The sequence below is a fragment of the Bacillus haynesii genome (genome assembly GCF_001969855.1).
Lineage (GTDB): Bacteria > Bacillota > Bacilli > Bacillales > Bacillaceae > Bacillus > Bacillus haynesii.
Genome location: NZ_MRBL01000023.1, coordinates 104,062 through 119,402, shown reverse-complemented (window position 1 = coordinate 119,402; position 15,341 = coordinate 104,062). Strand labels below are relative to the sequence as shown.

Here is a 15,341-nt window from a genome sequence, read left to right as displayed (position 1 = left end):
CACTAGGAGTATTTCTTTTTGTTATTGGAATAGTAGATGTGGTATTAAGTAAGTCAGTTGAAAGTTATATCCTTATTCTTTCGTTTATTCCTTTAGGATTTGCTCTAATAAGTGATAGACTAAAGAATAAAGAACTTTTTAAAAAAATTAGGATGAAGGCTGCTTATGGAGCACTTCACTTTTTGTTTGCTTTCCTTCTATTTTTGTATCTTTTTATGAATATTTTTAATGTTGAAGTCAACACAATATTTTGGATATTTACTGTAACATTAATTAGTTATCTGGGGTGCATAATTTTTGTTGCAAGGAAAACTGTTGACCGTTAAATAATTTTGTAAGGGGGATTGTTGGTGAATTGTTGTCCGGCTTTGCCAACAATCATCATTACGAAAAATCGTGAATTTAATTTTTTAAGCGGATGAAGTAAGGAAGAAATTTTTGATTCTTACGTTTGTTTAAGCGTGAGACGTTATCTGTCTCACGCTTTTTGTTTGTAAAATCATCACGTAAGAATGTGCGATATGATGTGGAAATTGCTTATTGCGTTAATAAAGAGAAAGGAGGCATTGCCTCTCTCTTTAGTTTTAGAATGCAAATTTATTTGAATGAATTTTCAAGGTTAGACATTGCTTTTTCAAATGCAGCTTTTCGTTTTTTGTCTTCGTAATCAATACGTTCTAAAATTCTTGTCCAATAAATATTCCCGGTATCAGCGTATCTTTTTGCAGTTTCCCTCCAAAGAAAAGCTTCAGCTTCTTCTAAGACAATTATGTAGCGACTTCCCATACGAATATGAGGCATACCTTCCTCATGAATTAAATTGGTTATTGTGGATGGGCTTGTCCGAAAATACTTAGCAGCTTCTTTAATCGTTAAGTTAGTGCGTCCCATATAATTTTCTTTAGATGTCGCATTCTTTATATCTTGGACAAATACTTCTAACTCATCCTTGATAATTTTTCTAAGTGCTTCTTCGATCATGGTCGGCTCCTCCTTAGGGTTTCTTAAATTTTCAACGTCTTTAAAAGCTTTTGCAACATCCCATTCATCATCAGGATCAGTCCAACCAAATTCTTTGTAATGCATAATTGTAGGCCTGATCTCTTCTTCAAGAAAAAGAACTTTGCTTTTGACTCGAAGATGAGGCATGGCTCTTCTACGCATTAAATCACCTATAGTAGAAAGACCTAAACCGGTTTTTTTCGAAACCTCTTTCATGGTGAGATAAGATTTGAGTTGCTTTTTTTGATTCTCGACTGAAAACGATTTAACCATCATAGAAACTTCTTGGCGGAACATAGATCTTATCGAAGCTTCATACAAGCCTTCAACCGTCATACGAAATTCACTCCTTTCTTTTATAAAAATTCTTTTTGGAGTGTTTAACTCCTTGAATTCGTTAAATTCTTCACAAATCTTTTATTTTTTCATTTGCGCAAAAGCAGGATTGATTGTTTTGAACAAATTAAAAACACTCACCCTTTAGAAATAGGGGAGTGTTTGTTGTTAATATTGAATTGAAGTTAATACACCGTCTTCAAAGTAGAGATATTTGTTTCCTTTGTAGACCCATTGCTCGCGTTTACCATTACTTGTGACAGTTGTGTTAATATCAATTGGCCGACCCCATCCTTCAGTTAACACTTCTTCAGTAGTCATACCAATTGAAACCTCTTTCGGATTTGCCGTTCGTTCATTCATAGCGTCAAGCTTTTCGTTTTTTTCCTCTTCTTTTCTTTCTGCTTCTTTAACTATGTCTTGTTCTTTTTTCGCGGATTCCATTCTTTTGTTGTTCATCTTTTTGAATTGCTGCACTTGTAAATCATCATGACTATCCATATAAACAACTTTATCTAACATTGCACTCATGTAAGAATAGTCATCGTAAGTGCCTGAATGTGTTTCTTTTAATTCTTTTTCCTTTTTATAGACAGATGCAATAAAATAATAATCCTTTTCAAAGACGTCCCTTAAATCGCTTGTTTCTTTAATGACTTTATCGTATTCACCATCTTTTATAAGCTGAATAAAACGTTTATCTTTATCAGTCAGCTTATGCGTTTTAATTTTCTTCTCTTTTTGATTCGATGTTGTCTTAGTTTGATGAACTGCTTTTTCTTCCTCGGGCTGTTTATTTGGATTTGAACAAGCGGTTAATACCGTAACTACAAACATTAATGTCAATAACCTTTTCATTTTTCCCTCCATTAAATATCCTTTTATAATTATCGACAAAAATTCTTCAATACTTTAGACGTTTTGTGTGTTTTCTGGAAATCAGATTCATAATCATTTAAGGGTTATTACCCATATTTATTGAAATGTTAGTCGTCATGCTTGTCATCTCCATCCTGCTGTTGATCACCATACCGAATGTGACCAAGCATAATCAAAGTATTCAAAAGAAAGGATGTGAAGGATTAATCAATATGGTTCAAGCGCAAATTACGGCCTATCAGATGGATCATGACGGGAAAACGCCGAGCAGGGCGGAACTTGAATCTGAAGGTTACATGAAGAAGAACTTAAAGTGCCCGAATGGGAAAGCAATTAAAATTTCAAACGGCAAAGCACTGGCTGATTGACGGTTATGAATCAAAAAGGATTTACCCTTTTGGAAAGTTTAACTGTATTGATGATCGGTTCCATTATGCTCACTCTGCTCTTTGCCGTACTGCCTCCCATTTATGAAAAAAGAATCGTTCAGCACTTTGTCTCACAGCTTGAAGAGGATTTGCTTTACGCTCAGCAGACAGCTCTCGTCCGCCATACGACGGTTAAAGTGCAGTTTGACTTTACCGGCTGCCGCTATATCATTAAGCATTCGGACGAAGGTTCAGCGCCTGAGCTGGTCAGGACATACAGTTGCAATATCGCGTTCAAAAAATCGACGCTCAAACCAACTCTTACTTTTAATCCAAGCGGAGTTCCGAATCAAGGGGGAAAGATCGTGATCGATACACAGCACGCCTCTTTTACACTGACGATCTATTTAGGAAGCGGAAAGATTAATGTTCAAAAAAAATAGAGGCTTTACAACAGTTGAAGCTGTTTCCGCATTCGGCATATGGGTCATGATCACCATGTTATTGATTCCTATGGTTCATCAGCTGTCTTTGCAGCGCGAGGCGTCCGAAAAAGAAGAAGAGGCATATCGCATATTGGAGGAAAAGATCAGCCGCTACACGCTGACCGGACGGTTCCAGCCTAAAGAAACTGTGCTTTACCGGAAAACATCTTACTTTATTGAATGGAAGGAGAAGGGAGATGATTATGAAGCATGCATCTCCATTAAAAAAAGAGACAGTCAAAGGCATTGTTTCACCATTTTACGGGCAAAAGGGATTTACCCTTCTTAATGTACTGTTTTCCTTAATGGTGTATATGTTCGTTGCAGGTACGATGGCCTCGATATTTCATCTGTTTTTATCCCCGGAAAGAAATGGTGCGGATATTCACCCGCGCGAATGGACGATTACTGCCGAGCAGATATTGAAGGAGTGCAGGAATTCGCTTGACATTAGAGCAGCCGGCGATCATCAGTCATTGGCAATGACAAACCGCCAAGGTGACATCGTTCGCTATGAACAATATCAGACAGTTATTAGAAAAAGAGTCAATGGAAAAGGTCATGTGCCGCTTTTACAACATGTTAAGCAAATGAGGTTTGTGATTGAAAATCACCTGCTGATCCTTGAAGCGACAAGTCTAAGCGGCAAATCATACCGCACGTCTATTCCGCTCTATCATATGTAAAAGGTGATCATGTGAAAAATTCAAAAGGATTCATTTATCCCGCTGCTGTTTTCACAGCTGTGATTTGCATGCTCTGCGTGAGTCATTCAGCCGCTTTATTAACGAATCAAGGAACGTTTGCACAGCAAACAAAAGAATTTCACATTCAGCAAAATCTTCTCCAAAATGGAATCCTCCATGCCTTGTCCCATATTCACGAAGAGACAAAAGAAAAAGTTCAAAAACAGCATGGCTTGATATCGTATACTGTCAACCCGGCTCATCAGCAGCTCAAACGAGTCCAAATAGAGGTAACGACAGCTTCCGGCACAGAAACGAGCGCTGAATTTCAATATGATTTAAGAAATCAGAAAATCACACAGTGGAAAGAATATTAAAAATTGTGTGTCGGAATCATAAAGAATGTATAAAAAAAGATTCGCGTGACAACACTTCAACTGACAGAACTCCCCAAGAGGTGATACGATGAAAACGAACGATTATGTTAAATATATGACGGAACAGCTCGTAAAATATATGGACACGCCTAAGCAGGAAAGAAAAGAAATGAAAGAAAAACGCAAAGAGTCAAAGCCGCCGTCCAGGATATATCAATGGTTCGGCATTCTTCCCCTTGGCTGTATCATGTTTTTTAAACGGCATAAATAAAGACAAGCCGCTTTGCACTGCAAAGCGGCTTATTTATATTCTTCCACAACGACGACTTTGTTAATTTTGTGTGTCGCAGGTTCAAATGAAATTGTGACAAATACTCCGAAATTTTTATTTCCTTCACTCAATGTGACATGGTATTGTTTGACCGCTTCATCGGCCCGCTTTCGATCCCATACTTTTTTCGTGAGGCGAACTTCTGCTTCCGGATATCTCTTTTTTGCTTCCTCAACCGCTTTTTCTTCCCACTTAGACATGCGGGCTGTTTCGTAAGCTGCCGCATGGGCATTGAGCGGTCCGATGCCGGCAAGCAGTAAAAAAGAGCATAACATGACGTTTTTCAGCACGGGTCATCATCCTTTCTATCCTATTTTTTCCTTGTCAACAGTGTTTATACAAAAAATAAGAAGAAATTGTGTACACTATAAAGAACTGCAAACTTTTCAAAAAGATGAGAATTTGAGAGGTTTTTTGAGGAATTAAACGAAAATGTTCTGTAAAACGAACTTAATCGACCATTTTGACAGTTTTCAAACGGTACGCTTGTTCTATATACTCTAACTATAAAGTTCTTTAAAACGAACGAATGAAAACAAAAGCCATTACATACTCGCTAGGAGGGTAGTCATGATACGATTATCTCGAACTAGGAGATGCCGAAAAAGAGGCGGAAAAAATATCATCGTTTTCCAAACGCTGCTGATCATTTACCTTTTAATTGGATTGGGGAGTCATCTGTCACAGCATACAAACGCATCATTTCACGATGTGGAAACATACAGCATGACAATGAAAGCGGCCTCATCATTTCCTCAAGATGAGAAACAGTGGGACGGAAGCGATTTGAAGCTTCAAAAACAGACAAAGACGAAAGGAACAGTCTGTGCACCGCTGACATTGTTTGCAGAATATAAAAACCGCGGCAGTCAAATCGCCGACTCTGAATGGAAGTGGGAGCTTCATAAACTCGGTCATTCCAAAAAGCCGCTAGAGGACGGGACTGTCATCGATAAAGGCGTTTTCAAAAAAGAAGCCGAAAGCAGCATCTACCGGATTGAGTCGAAACGGGCAGCAAAAGGAGGGCTATACGCTTTTAAATTGATCAAGCCTGAAGGCCATCCCGATGTTAAAAAGGGCAAACCTTTCATTTGGTCAAATGTAATGGAGCTTCAAGACTGCAAAGAAGAAACACCGAAGCCTCCTAAAAAAGCTTCAGCAAAACCAAAGCAAACAGAACAGACTCAAACACCGCAAAAGTCTGAACAGGATATAGAGGAAACACCAAAGGGCAGTGAATCCGTAGATCAAGAAAATAGAAAAGAAGAACATTCATTAGAAAGCGGGGAAGCGTCATGAAACATGTGATGAAATGGGTCAGCAATATCTTGTATGTGATTATTTTCACACTCATCATCGCCGCGGTCATCGTCGTGATTTCGACAAAGTCGTCCGGCGGAGAGCCGCAGCTCTTCGGCTATCAATTGAAAACGGTTTTATCCGGATCGATGGAGCCGGAGTTTAAAACAGGTTCTATGATTGCCGTTCAGAAAGTTGAAAATCCCGGGTCTTTAAAAAAGGGAGATATCATTACATTCATGCAAGACGAAAACACCATGGTTACCCACCGAATTATCGGTATAACAAAAAATAAATCAAATCTCATGTTTAAGACAAAGGGTGACAATAACCAAAACCCTGATTCTGATCCGGTACTGGCGGAAAATGTTGTCGCTAAGTATTCGGGCATTACGGTTCCGTATGCCGGGTATTTGCTGGATTTTGCAAGTAAACCGATCGGCACAGCCATTTTGCTGATCGTGCCGGGACTCTTGTTGATTCTTTATGCAGTGATTACTGTATCCGCGGCTTTAAGAGAGATTGACCAAAAAACTAAAGCAATTGAAGCCGCCGGCAAAGATCAATCAGTTTCCATGTAATCTTCGTTGGTCACCTGAACATTCAGGTCTCCATATATACAGATTTTCTTATTATAAAAGGAGGAGTTATCAATGGGTACAAAGAAAAAACTCGGATTAGGCGTTGCGTCTGCTGCGCTTGGACTGGCATTAGTAGGAGGAGGAACCTGGGCTGCGTTTAACGACATCGAAACAACTCAAGCCACTTATGCAGCAGGTACGCTTGACTTAAATGCGAAAGATACATCTGCAAGAGTGAACTTGTCCAACTTAAAACCAGGCGACAAATTCACTAAAGATTTCGAATTCAAAAATGACGGATCACTTGCGATTAAAGAAGTGCTGATGCAGGTAGGCTACAGCAATTTCGTTGACGGAAACGCGAAAAACGGCGGAAAAAGCACAGCGGAAGATTTCCTGAAACAATTTAAAGTCAGCGTTCTGACTGTCGGAGTTGAAGGCGGAAACGGCTATCCTAAAAACATCATTTTAGATGAAGCCAACCTTTATGATCTGTACAATATGTCCGCGAAAAAAGATAAGAGCGCGTACGAAAAAGTGAAGAAAGCAATTGAGCCAGATTTCCTGCATGACAATGGCAAAATCAATGTAGCAACAATCAACGGAAAAACTGCGCCTGAATACGACGGCATTCCGAAAGATCCATATGACTTTGATAAAGTTCAATTGGTGATTGAATTTGTCAATGACAAAACAACAGACGCCAGCGGCAGAATGGTACAGAACAAATATCAAGGTGATTCTGTGCAGCTTGACTTCTCATTCGAAGCTACTCAATGGAACGGCTTGACAATCGACGGCAAAAAACATGCCGATGAAAAAGGTTATGTAAAAGAGAACGAAAGAGCGCACAGTGAAGATAAATAATGGTGCAATTTAAAAAACGGATCTTTGTGATCCGTTTTTTTATGTTCATGAGGAATCGGCTTATTCAGCGTAAAAAATGCCAAAGGGAGTAAGATCTGTTTCCCTTACTCCTTTTCCTGTCTTTTCTTCCACTTTTGATAATCTAAAAATTCTCGAAATTGTTTTTTAGAAACCCCTGATGCCATAGCGTCACGAACTAGATTTTCCCATTCACTATCTAATTGACCATCGTATTCGGTTTCATCTTTCTCATCGAGCAGGGTATGAACCGAGACGTCCAGAACAGCGGAGACTTTTTCTAGAAATTGAATGGAGGGGTTTGTTTGCAAGTTTCTTTCTATTGAACTTAAATAAGACTTCGCTACCCCAGCCTTTTCAGCTAGTTCAGATAGTGAGTAGCCTTTTTCTTTTCGATATTGTTTAATACGCTGGCCAATCAATGTCATCACCTTCCTTTCGATATTATAGCACATTCAGAAAGGATTTATTGAATGACTTCTTTCAATTGATGCGGAAGGTTTTGAAGACTTCTTTCCCAAATTGAGAAAAATACGTATTTCCTCTGGACTAATGCCTTGTTCAAGAGCATGTTTAATCAGTTCTGTCCACTCCTCATCCAATTCTTCTTTCTCATTTTTATCTTTATTCATACATTTCCCCCCCCAAAATACTTGTTTATGTATTTCAGACAACCGTGTTGTGATAAACAAAGATAAACCCCGAGACTCAACACTTTTCCAAGCTTGTCCAAATGGCGTTACGAAAGTTTCTCTTATCTCTTTAGTTCTATTATAATTCCAGCTCTCTGAATAAAAACAAGAACGGTGTCGAATCGGAAAAATTATCCTGATTTTTTTTTGTGCAGATAAAATAATCCCCCGTTTTGAACTTTAATATCGATTTTAGGCTCGTAAAGCGTTTGGAGGGCCTTTTTCTCAATTTCGTATTCCTCCGGTTTTTCTTCAGTATCCTCGTAAAATTGGTTTAAGAGTGACAGGTCGTTATTCCAACGTTTCAGGGATGCTTCAGCCCAATCAAGCGGCTCGCTTCTGGCCGCCTGTTCGATATAGCGCTCAAGCCGTTTAATGCCGCTTTCCGGCTTAATCAACGGCGACATCGTGTAACAGTAGTCAGAGATCTGCGAAGAGAGCTTGCGGGCTTCCATTTGTTCTTGAAACGATTCGACCAGCTGACCGCTGATTAAATGAAGGCCGAGGGACAAAAGCTTATCTTTTTTCATGTCGGACTGGTACGAGATCGTCACATTCATGCCGAGCCACGGTTCAAGGGGAATATGAGCTCCTTCAGAACGGATTCTCTCATAAAGGCGAATAAATTTGCCGTTCTTTTGCACTGCCTGGAAAATTTGAAAAAGTCTTGGTGATCCAAAATGAATAAACTCCCCTTCGATATCGGAAGGGGCCTCGTCTTCATTCGTGATCAGCGTGATTTTCATCGGATTCGGCTCTCCGCCCGTCTTTTCAAGCCAGTGCCAGTAAAACGGCCTGTTCATGATCTGTTTATCAATCTCAACCGTCAGCTGCACGGTCATGTGGCCTGGACTTTTGTCGGTGATCGTGCAGCCGTTTGCGGTGAAAAAGCGTTCTAAAAACAGGTATATTTCTTCCTGACGCATTTGATTTTAGCCTCCGATCTGTTTTTGGTTTGAAACGGCTTCATTTCCGTATGAAATGAAAGAGGTTAAGTTTTCCATTTTGATTTTCATTTCTTCGTCTGTCGCAGAGTAAAAGAGAATATCGTGGAGGTGATCTTCAAAATTGCCGACCTCGATTTTTGTTAAAATATCATCCAAGTCTCCGACGACTTTTTCGAACAAATCGATCTTTTCATAGAGAAGTTTTAAAATATGCTCTTCTACGGTATGCTTTGTTGCCATGTTGTAAATATAGACATCGCGTTCCTGGCCGAGCCGGTGAATCCGGCCGATCCTTTGCTCGAGACGCATCGGGTTCCACGGAAGGTCGTAGTTGATAATTTTATTGCAAAATTGAAGGTTGATCCCTTCACCGCCTGCTTCAGTCGCGATCAGAACTTGCACTTTGCCTCTGAACAAATCTTTCATCCAGTCTTTCTTTCCTCTTTTAAATCCACCTCTGAACGGTACGGAACTGATGCCGTTCTGCTGGAGGAACCATTGCAGATAAATCTGCGTCGCCCTGTATTCAGTAAAGATGATGACTTTGTCATCGAGTTCTTGAATGAGTTCAACGACTTTCAGCGCTTTTGAATTTTGCGTGACCTCGTTGACCTTGTCGATCAAATGGTGGATGACAGGTTCACTTATCACCGGTGCTTCGCGATCCTTTCGGTCAAGCATGTTTTTCAGCGTCATATAGACCGCCTCTCTGCTTGAACAGCATTCGCGCTCCAATGTCATGATTGAGAACATGCTTGATGAATGCTGATGATTTGTCTTCAGCTTTTTAATCTCGTCATACAAAGCCTGTTCTGTAGGAGAAAAGGAAATGGGCACGGTTTCGACATGGCGCTTCGTCCAGGTGATGCCGGTATCATGCCGCCTGTTTCTGATCATGACTTTATTGATAAGGGACTTCAAGCGCTCGTGCGCTTCAGCTGAATTGATCTGTTTTGTATAATCTTTGTTGAAGTTGCTTTCATTTCCCAAGTGTCCGGGTTTTAGCAAGGAAACGAGATTAAATATTTCGTCGATCTTGTTTTGGATCGGCGTCGCCGTCAGCATCAGGCAATATTTTTTCTTTAAGCTGCGGACAAACTCGTAATTTTTTGTTTTATTGTTTTTCAGTTTGTGAGCTTCATCAATAATCACAACATCATACTGGATCGACAAAACCGTCTCCCTGTGAGGCGACCGCTTTGCCGTGTCAAGGGAGGAGACGACCACATCGCACTGCTCCCATACATAGCTTTTTTTCTGTTCAACGGCCGGAATTAAAAACTTTTCCCGCAGTTCCTTCACCCATTGCGAGACGAGCGAGGCGGGGACGAGGATCAATATTTTTTTGGCCAGCCCGCGAATCATGTATTCTTTTAATATCAGCCCCGCCTCGACCGTTTTGCCGAGGCCCACTTCATCCGCCAAGATGGCTTTTCCGTTCATCTGCTCGACCACCTTCCGGGCGACTTCAAGCTGGTGGGGAAGCGGTGTGAAGCCGGGGAGGTGATAAGGAGCCTGCAAGCCTTCAAACGTCGGAATCGCAAGCCTTTTCTGTACTTCACAGGAAAGCTTGTAAAGCTCCCAATTCGCCCACGGTCCGTCTTCATCAAGGTGCTTTTTGAACTGTTCCGGCCACTCGTTGTCGAAATGAATGTCTGGTCTCATCGTAATGCCGCCTTTCTCTTCTGAGATTCAAATGTTCTTTTTTAAAAGAAAATCTTGCGTGAAAAAAACGGATTTTATTAAGAAATAAACAAAACACGAACGTTCTTATTCTGGAATAATAAATTGTTAATGATTTTTTCTGTTGCCCAATCGTTGTGATGATGGTAGGATATTTGTAGATCATCAGTAAAAAAACGTAAGCTTTATATAGTATGTCCATGAAAAGAAATGAATATGAGCGAATGACGGCAAGGGGAGAGACCGATAGAGGCGCCGAAGGAGCAAGCTGGGGAAACAGTGAATCTCTCAGGCAAAAGAACTCTTGCTTGACGCAACTCTGGAGAGAGTTTGTATCATATTATGTTTAGCAAACCACCAAAGGGGACATCTTTGCTTTTGATGCAAAGTAAACTTTCAGGTGCCAGGACAGAGAGCCTCCGAACTGACAAAGGGGCTTCTCTGTCCTTTTTTGTGCCGTCCAAAGGGGCGCAACCATCCGATTGGTGTTGAAATCTTTCTTGTTTTCTGATGATTGGCAAACTTGTTTTTAGTTTGAAAAGCGAAGGGGGAAGCAGAATGCTTAAACGAACGCCTTTATTTGACCTTTATAAGGAATATGGCGGGAAAACGATTGATTTTGGCGGCTGGGAACTGCCTGTTCAGTTTTCTTCAATTAAAGAAGAGCATGAAGCCGTCAGAACGAAAGCGGGGCTTTTTGACGTCTCACACATGGGGGAGGTCGAAATCACAGGAACAGACAGCCTTCCGTTTTTGCAAAAGCTGTTGACAAACGATGTTTCGACGCTGAAAGAAGGCGGCGCCCATTATACGGCGATGTGCTATGAAGACGGCGGAACGATCGACGATCTCCTCGTCTATAAAAAAGCGGTCAATGTCTACATGCTCGTCATTAACGCAGCCAATATCGACAAGGACGTCGATTGGATGAACCAGCACATAGAAGGAGACGTTTCGGTTCGGAATGTGTCTGACGAGATTGCGCTGCTTGCCCTTCAAGGGCCGAAGGCAGAAGCGATTATAAAACAGGTCGCAGATATCGATCTTGCCGGATTAAAGCCGTTTACGTTCCGGGATGATGCAGCGATCGGCAGCGTGCAGGCGCTTGTGTCCAGAACGGGATACACGGGAGAGGACGGCTTTGAGATTTACTGCCGGAATGAAGGTGCAGCCTACATTTGGAAGCTGCTCCTTAATACGGGAAAGGATTCGGGATTGGTGCCGTGCGGCCTTGGGGCTAGGGATACGCTGAGGTTTGAAGCGAAGCTGCCGCTGTACGGACAGGAGCTCTCAAAAGACATTACGCCAATCGAAGCCGGCATCGGATTCGCCGTCAAAACAAACAAAGCCTCGGATTTCTTTGGAAAAGCCGTCCTGGCAAGCCAAAAGGAACATGGAGCGGACAGAAAACTGGTCGGCCTTGAAATGATCGATAAAGGCATTCCAAGACACGGATACGCCGTCTATTATCAAGGCGAACAAGCAGGCGAGGTGACAACCGGCACACAGTCGCCGACCTTAAAGAAAAACGTCGGCCTCGCATTGCTGAAAAAAGAAGCCTGCGCCCTTGACACCGTAGTTGAAGTGGAAATCAGAAATAAGCGTTTGAAAGCGAAAATCGTGAAAACCCCATTTTACAAACGGCAGCCGTAAGTTTGCTAAGACCGTGAAAGGAGACTGAAGATGAAGCACCGTTACCTGCCAGCTACAGATCAGGATAAAAAGGAGATGCTTGAGGCAATTGGAGTCGAGAGAATCGACGAGCTATTCTCCGATATACCCGAAAGCGTCAGATTTAAAGGGGAATACCAAATTAAAAAGGCAAAGTCTGAGACTGAGCTCACAAAAGAGCTGACGAAACTCGCGGCTAAAAATAAAGATACAGTAACGTACGCCTCTTTTTTGGGAGCGGGCGTATACGATCATTACCAGCCCGTCATTGTAGACCACGTGATTTCGCGGTCAGAGTTTTACACGGCTTACACACCGTATCAGCCTGAAATTTCTCAAGGGGAGCTCCAGGCGATTTTCGAATTTCAAACGATGATTTGCGAGCTGACGGGCATGGATATCAGCAACTCGTCGATGTATGACGGGGGAACGGCGTTAGCCGAAGCGGCAATGCTTGCTTCAGGACATACAAAAAAGAAAAAAATCGTCGTTTCGGAAACCGTCCATCCCGAATCGCGCGAGGTTTTAAAAACGTATGCGAAAGGACAGTACATCGACGTGGTTGAAGTCCCTTCCAAAAATGGAACAGCGGATCTTGCGGCTCTTAATGAAGCCGTCTGCGAAGATACAGCAGCAGTGATCGTCCAATACCCCAACTTTTTCGGGCGAATTGAGCCGCTGAAAGACATTGAACCGATCGCCCATAAAGGGAAAAGCATGTTCATCGTTTCCGCCAATCCGCTGGCTCTCGGGCTTTTAACACCGCCCGGGGCATTGGGGGCTGACATCGTTATCGGAGATGCCCAGCCGTTCGGAATACCGGCTGCTTTTGGAGGGCCGCACTGCGGATTCTTTGCCGCCACGAAAAAATTGATGAGAAAAGTGCCGGGCCGTCTAGTCGGTCAGACGGAAGATGAAAATGGGAAAAGGGGATTCGTTCTCACTCTGCAGGCTCGTGAGCAGCATATCAGACGGGATAAAGCAACATCAAATATATGCTCCAACCAGGCGCTCAATGCGCTTGCAGCATCAGTCGCTATGACGGCGCTCGGCAAAAAAGGCGTCAAGGAAATCGCATGGCAGAACCTGCAAAAAGCGGTTTACGCAAAAGAAGCAGCTAAACGGGCCGGTCTTGAAGTCGCGTTTGAGGGGCCGATGTTCAACGAGTTTGTCGTCAGGCTCAATGAACCTGTCAAAAAAGCGAACGAACGCCTGCTTGAGAAGAATATTATCGGAGGCTACGATCTCGGCGCTTCATATCCGGATTTAAAACAGCACATGCTGATCGCCGTGACAGAGCTCAGAACAAAAGAGGAAATCGATACACTCATGAATGAATTGGGGGATCGCCATGAATAATCAGGATCAATCGCTTATTTTTGAAGTATCAAAAGAAGGACGGGTCGGCTACAGCCTTCCTGAGCTTGACGTTCCTGAAACAGATGTGACAGACGTCCTTGATGAAGCGTATCTCAGAGACGAACCGGCAGATCTCCCCGAAGTGTCTGAGCTTGATATTATGCGCCATTATACGGCTTTATCAAGGCGTAACCACGGAGTGGATTCGGGCTTTTATCCGCTCGGTTCATGCACGATGAAGTACAATCCGAAGATTAACGAAAAAATCGCGAGAATTCCGGGATTTTCTGCAATCCATCCGCTTCAGGATGAAAGAACCGTACAGGGGGCGCTGGAACTCTTGTATGACTTGAGCGAGCATTTGGAAGAGATCACAGGGATGGATGAGGTCACCCTTCAGCCGGCTGCGGGCGCGCACGGCGAGTGGACCGGGCTGATGATGATCCGCGCGTTCCATGAGGCAAACGGCGATCATAAAAGGACGAAGGTCATTGTTCCTGATTCGGCCCACGGCACAAATCCCGCGTCTGCGACTGTTGCCGGATTTGAAACAGTCACCGTCAAATCGAATGACGACGGCCTTGTTGATCTTGAAGATTTAAAGCGTGTCGTAGATGAAGAAACAGCCGCGTTAATGCTGACCAATCCAAATACGCTCGGCCTTTTTGAGGAAAATATATTGGAAATGGCTGAAATCGTCCATAAAGCCGGAGGAAAGCTGTACTATGACGGAGCAAACCTGAACGCCGTACTCAGCAAAGCAAGACCGGGTGACATGGGATTTGACGTCGTTCATTTGAACCTTCACAAAACCTTTACAGGGCCGCACGGAGGCGGGGGACCCGGGTCAGGTCCTGTCGGTGTCAAGAAGGAATTGATTCCGTATTTGCCGAAGCCTGTACTGGTGAAAAAAGACGACCGCTATACCTTTGACTATGACCGTCCGCAATCGATCGGCAGGGTGAAACCTTACTACGGAAACTTCGGCATCAATGTGAGGGCTTATACGTACATTCGTTCAATGGGACCGGATGGCCTCAAAGAAGTGACGGAAAACGCCGTTTTAAATGCGAATTATATGATGAGAAAGCTTGCTCCTTACTACGATCTGCCGTTTGACCGCCACTCCAAGCACGAATTTGTGCTGTCGGGAAGGCGCCAGAAAAAGCTGGGAGTCAGAACGCTTGACATTGCAAAGCGCCTTTTGGACTTCGGCTTCCATCCGCCGACCATCTATTTCCCGCTCAATGTCGAGGAATGCATCATGATTGAACCGACAGAAACAGAGTCGAAAGAAACGCTCGATGCGTTTATCGATACGATGATCCAGATCGCAAAAGAAGCGGAGGAAACGCCTGAAGTCGTTCAGGAAGCACCGCATACAACCGTTGTGAAACGCATGGATGAAACAAAAGCTGCGCGGAAGCCCGTGCTGCGCTATGAAAAATGATAAGAAAGCCGGCGGATCGATTTCGCCGGCTTTTTTTATGAGAAAAATAACATCTTTATGTAAACGTTTTACTAATTGAATGAGAAGGATTTCCCACGTATTAAATAGTAAATTCATCAAATTTAAAATTAAAAATAAAAATTACTTTGCAAAACGTGATAGTTTCAATGTTTTATTGAGAGATAATGGTTTAATTTACCTTGAAAGCAGAGGATTATGGAGCATTTAGAAGGAATCACAAGGGTAGAGAGTGACAACGATGAATATGAAGGTAATGATACAAAATGACAGCGAATATGCCGTTTGTCTC

The 15,341-nt window shown here is 42.6% G+C and carries 20 protein-coding genes and 1 riboswitch; of the genes, 13 read left to right on the top strand and 7 right to left on the bottom strand.

Annotated elements, in window-relative coordinates; genetic code table 11:
- On the top strand, positions 1-326 hold a 326-nt coding region (locus BTA31_RS23195), incomplete at its 5' end, for a hypothetical protein (protein ID WP_204513342.1).
- A 271-nt stretch (positions 327-597) separates the two neighbouring features.
- Here the strand turns inward: BTA31_RS23195 and BTA31_RS18785 are convergent.
- Both BTA31_RS18785 and BTA31_RS18780 read right to left on the bottom strand, forming a co-directional pair.
- On the bottom strand, positions 598-1,338 hold the full coding sequence (locus tag BTA31_RS18785) for a helix-turn-helix domain-containing protein (protein WP_076793495.1): 741 nt from the start codon (positions 1,336-1,338) through the stop codon (positions 598-600).
- Positions 1,339-1,506: 168 nt separating this feature from the next.
- Positions 1,507-2,196 carry a hypothetical protein gene (locus BTA31_RS18780; RefSeq protein WP_076793494.1) on the bottom strand — a complete coding sequence of 230 codons (690 nt, stop codon included), beginning with the start codon at positions 2,194-2,196 and terminating at the stop codon, positions 1,507-1,509.
- Positions 2,197-2,321: 125 nt separating this feature from the next.
- On the opposite strand from BTA31_RS18780, the gene comGC reads away from it, so the two are divergent.
- The 6 genes from comGC to BTA31_RS18750 all read left to right on the top strand — a co-directional run bounded on the left by comGC (position 2,322) and on the right by BTA31_RS18750 (position 4,404).
- Entirely contained in the window at positions 2,322-2,585 is a 264-nt protein-coding gene (gene comGC, locus BTA31_RS18775) for a competence type IV pilus major pilin ComGC (RefSeq protein ID WP_076793493.1), read from the top strand.
- Between the two features lie 5 nt (positions 2,586-2,590).
- Positions 2,591-3,028: a competence type IV pilus minor pilin ComGD gene (gene comGD, locus BTA31_RS18770; protein ID WP_076793492.1), complete on the top strand. Its 438-nt coding sequence runs from the start codon at positions 2,591-2,593 to the stop codon at positions 3,026-3,028.
- A complete protein-coding gene (gene comGE / locus BTA31_RS18765; protein WP_076793491.1) occupies positions 3,012-3,359 on the top strand; it encodes a competence type IV pilus minor pilin ComGE in 348 nt (115 codons plus the stop codon). Before comGD ends, comGE begins: the two co-directional genes overlap by 17 nt.
- Positions 3,268-3,756 (top strand): competence type IV pilus minor pilin ComGF, encoded by a 489-nt coding sequence (comGF, locus tag BTA31_RS18760; protein WP_239693242.1) that lies wholly within the window; start codon positions 3,268-3,270, stop codon positions 3,754-3,756. Before comGE ends, comGF begins: the two co-directional genes overlap by 92 nt.
- Positions 3,757-3,767: 11 nt before the next feature.
- Entirely contained in the window at positions 3,768-4,133 is a 366-nt protein-coding gene (gene comGG, locus BTA31_RS18755) for a competence type IV pilus minor pilin ComGG (protein ID WP_076793489.1), read from the top strand.
- A gap of 88 nt (positions 4,134-4,221) precedes the next feature.
- Positions 4,222-4,404 (top strand): YqzE family protein, encoded by a 183-nt coding sequence (locus tag BTA31_RS18750; RefSeq protein WP_020452171.1) that lies wholly within the window; start codon positions 4,222-4,224, stop codon positions 4,402-4,404.
- A gap of 29 nt (positions 4,405-4,433) precedes the next feature.
- On the opposite strand, the gene BTA31_RS18745 is transcribed toward BTA31_RS18750, so the two are convergent.
- Positions 4,434-4,754, bottom strand: a complete 321-nt coding sequence (locus tag BTA31_RS18745; protein WP_076793488.1) for a YqzG/YhdC family protein — start codon at positions 4,752-4,754, stop codon at positions 4,434-4,436.
- 280 nt (positions 4,755-5,034) lie between these two features.
- Here BTA31_RS18745 and tapA point away from each other — a divergent pair, with 280 nt between their 5' ends.
- The 3 genes from tapA (at position 5,035) to tasA (ending at position 7,211) form a co-directional block, all read left to right on the top strand.
- A complete protein-coding gene (gene tapA / locus BTA31_RS18740) occupies positions 5,035-5,763 on the top strand; it encodes an amyloid fiber anchoring/assembly protein TapA (protein WP_076793487.1) in 729 nt (242 codons plus the stop codon).
- On the top strand, positions 5,760-6,344 hold the full coding sequence (gene sipW, locus BTA31_RS18735) for a signal peptidase I SipW (protein WP_076793486.1): 585 nt from the start codon (positions 5,760-5,762) through the stop codon (positions 6,342-6,344). The genes tapA and sipW overlap by 4 nt, the downstream gene beginning before the upstream one ends.
- A gap of 72 nt (positions 6,345-6,416) precedes the next feature.
- A complete protein-coding gene (tasA, locus tag BTA31_RS18730) occupies positions 6,417-7,211 on the top strand; it encodes a biofilm matrix protein TasA (RefSeq protein WP_076793485.1) in 795 nt (264 codons plus the stop codon).
- 104 nt (positions 7,212-7,315) lie between these two features.
- On the opposite strand, the gene sinR is transcribed toward tasA, so the two are convergent.
- From sinR to BTA31_RS18710, 4 genes are all read right to left on the bottom strand, one after another.
- Positions 7,316-7,651 carry a transcriptional regulator SinR gene (gene sinR / locus BTA31_RS18725; protein WP_006637528.1) on the bottom strand — a complete coding sequence of 112 codons (336 nt, stop codon included), beginning with the start codon at positions 7,649-7,651 and terminating at the stop codon, positions 7,316-7,318.
- Between the two features lie 33 nt (positions 7,652-7,684).
- On the bottom strand, positions 7,685-7,861 hold the full coding sequence (gene sinI / locus BTA31_RS18720; protein WP_043927875.1) for an anti-repressor SinI: 177 nt from the start codon (positions 7,859-7,861) through the stop codon (positions 7,685-7,687).
- Positions 7,862-8,052: 191 nt separating this feature from the next.
- On the bottom strand, positions 8,053-8,847 hold the full coding sequence (locus tag BTA31_RS18715) for a YqhG family protein (RefSeq protein ID WP_076793484.1): 795 nt from the start codon (positions 8,845-8,847) through the stop codon (positions 8,053-8,055).
- Between the two features lie 6 nt (positions 8,848-8,853).
- A complete protein-coding gene (locus BTA31_RS18710; RefSeq protein WP_076793483.1) occupies positions 8,854-10,533 on the bottom strand; it encodes a DEAD/DEAH box helicase in 1,680 nt (559 codons plus the stop codon).
- Between the two features lie 242 nt (positions 10,534-10,775).
- A riboswitch (glycine riboswitch) is annotated at positions 10,776-10,865 on the top strand.
- 244 nt (positions 10,866-11,109) lie between these two features.
- Between BTA31_RS18710 and gcvT the strand changes: the two genes are divergently transcribed.
- Genes gcvT through gcvPB form a run of 3 tightly spaced genes read left to right on the top strand, consistent with a single transcriptional unit; the run spans position 11,110 to position 15,031 of the window.
- Positions 11,110-12,204 carry a glycine cleavage system aminomethyltransferase GcvT gene (gene gcvT / locus BTA31_RS18705; RefSeq protein ID WP_076793482.1) on the top strand — a complete coding sequence of 365 codons (1,095 nt, stop codon included), beginning with the start codon at positions 11,110-11,112 and terminating at the stop codon, positions 12,202-12,204.
- 30 nt (positions 12,205-12,234) lie between these two features.
- Entirely contained in the window at positions 12,235-13,581 is a 1,347-nt protein-coding gene (gene gcvPA, locus BTA31_RS18700; protein WP_076793481.1) for an aminomethyl-transferring glycine dehydrogenase subunit GcvPA, read from the top strand.
- Entirely contained in the window at positions 13,574-15,031 is a 1,458-nt protein-coding gene (gcvPB, locus tag BTA31_RS18695; RefSeq protein ID WP_076793480.1) for an aminomethyl-transferring glycine dehydrogenase subunit GcvPB, read from the top strand. The genes gcvPA and gcvPB overlap by 8 nt, the downstream gene beginning before the upstream one ends.
- Positions 15,032-15,341 lie beyond the last annotated feature (310 nt).

Excerpts from the sequence above, each read along its gene's own strand:
- BTA31_RS18785 (WP_076793495.1), bottom strand. The coding sequence starts at position 1,338 with ATGACGGTTGAAGGCTTGTATGAAGCTTCGATAAGATCTATGTTCCGC.
- BTA31_RS18780 (WP_076793494.1), bottom strand. The coding sequence starts at position 2,196 with ATGAAAAGGTTATTGACATTAATGTTTGTAGTTACGGTATTAACCGCT.
- comGC (WP_076793493.1), top strand. The coding sequence starts at position 2,322 with ATGTTAGTCGTCATGCTTGTCATCTCCATCCTGCTGTTGATCACCATA.
- comGD (WP_076793492.1), top strand. The coding sequence starts at position 2,591 with ATGAATCAAAAAGGATTTACCCTTTTGGAAAGTTTAACTGTATTGATG.
- comGE (WP_076793491.1), top strand. The coding sequence starts at position 3,012 with ATGTTCAAAAAAAATAGAGGCTTTACAACAGTTGAAGCTGTTTCCGCA.
- comGF (WP_239693242.1), top strand. The coding sequence starts at position 3,268 with ATGATTATGAAGCATGCATCTCCATTAAAAAAAGAGACAGTCAAAGGC.
- BTA31_RS18750 (WP_020452171.1), top strand. The coding sequence starts at position 4,222 with ATGAAAACGAACGATTATGTTAAATATATGACGGAACAGCTCGTAAAA.
- tapA (WP_076793487.1), top strand. The coding sequence starts at position 5,035 with ATGATACGATTATCTCGAACTAGGAGATGCCGAAAAAGAGGCGGAAAA.
- sipW (WP_076793486.1), top strand. The coding sequence starts at position 5,760 with ATGAAACATGTGATGAAATGGGTCAGCAATATCTTGTATGTGATTATT.
- tasA (WP_076793485.1), top strand. The coding sequence starts at position 6,417 with ATGGGTACAAAGAAAAAACTCGGATTAGGCGTTGCGTCTGCTGCGCTT.
- sinI (WP_043927875.1), bottom strand. The coding sequence starts at position 7,861 with ATGAATAAAGATAAAAATGAGAAAGAAGAATTGGATGAGGAGTGGACA.
- BTA31_RS18715 (WP_076793484.1), bottom strand. The coding sequence starts at position 8,847 with ATGCGTCAGGAAGAAATATACCTGTTTTTAGAACGCTTTTTCACCGCA.
- BTA31_RS18710 (WP_076793483.1), bottom strand. The coding sequence starts at position 10,533 with ATGAGACCAGACATTCATTTCGACAACGAGTGGCCGGAACAGTTCAAA.
- gcvT (WP_076793482.1), top strand. The coding sequence starts at position 11,110 with ATGCTTAAACGAACGCCTTTATTTGACCTTTATAAGGAATATGGCGGG.
- gcvPA (WP_076793481.1), top strand. The coding sequence starts at position 12,235 with ATGAAGCACCGTTACCTGCCAGCTACAGATCAGGATAAAAAGGAGATG.
- gcvPB (WP_076793480.1), top strand. The coding sequence starts at position 13,574 with ATGAATAATCAGGATCAATCGCTTATTTTTGAAGTATCAAAAGAAGGA.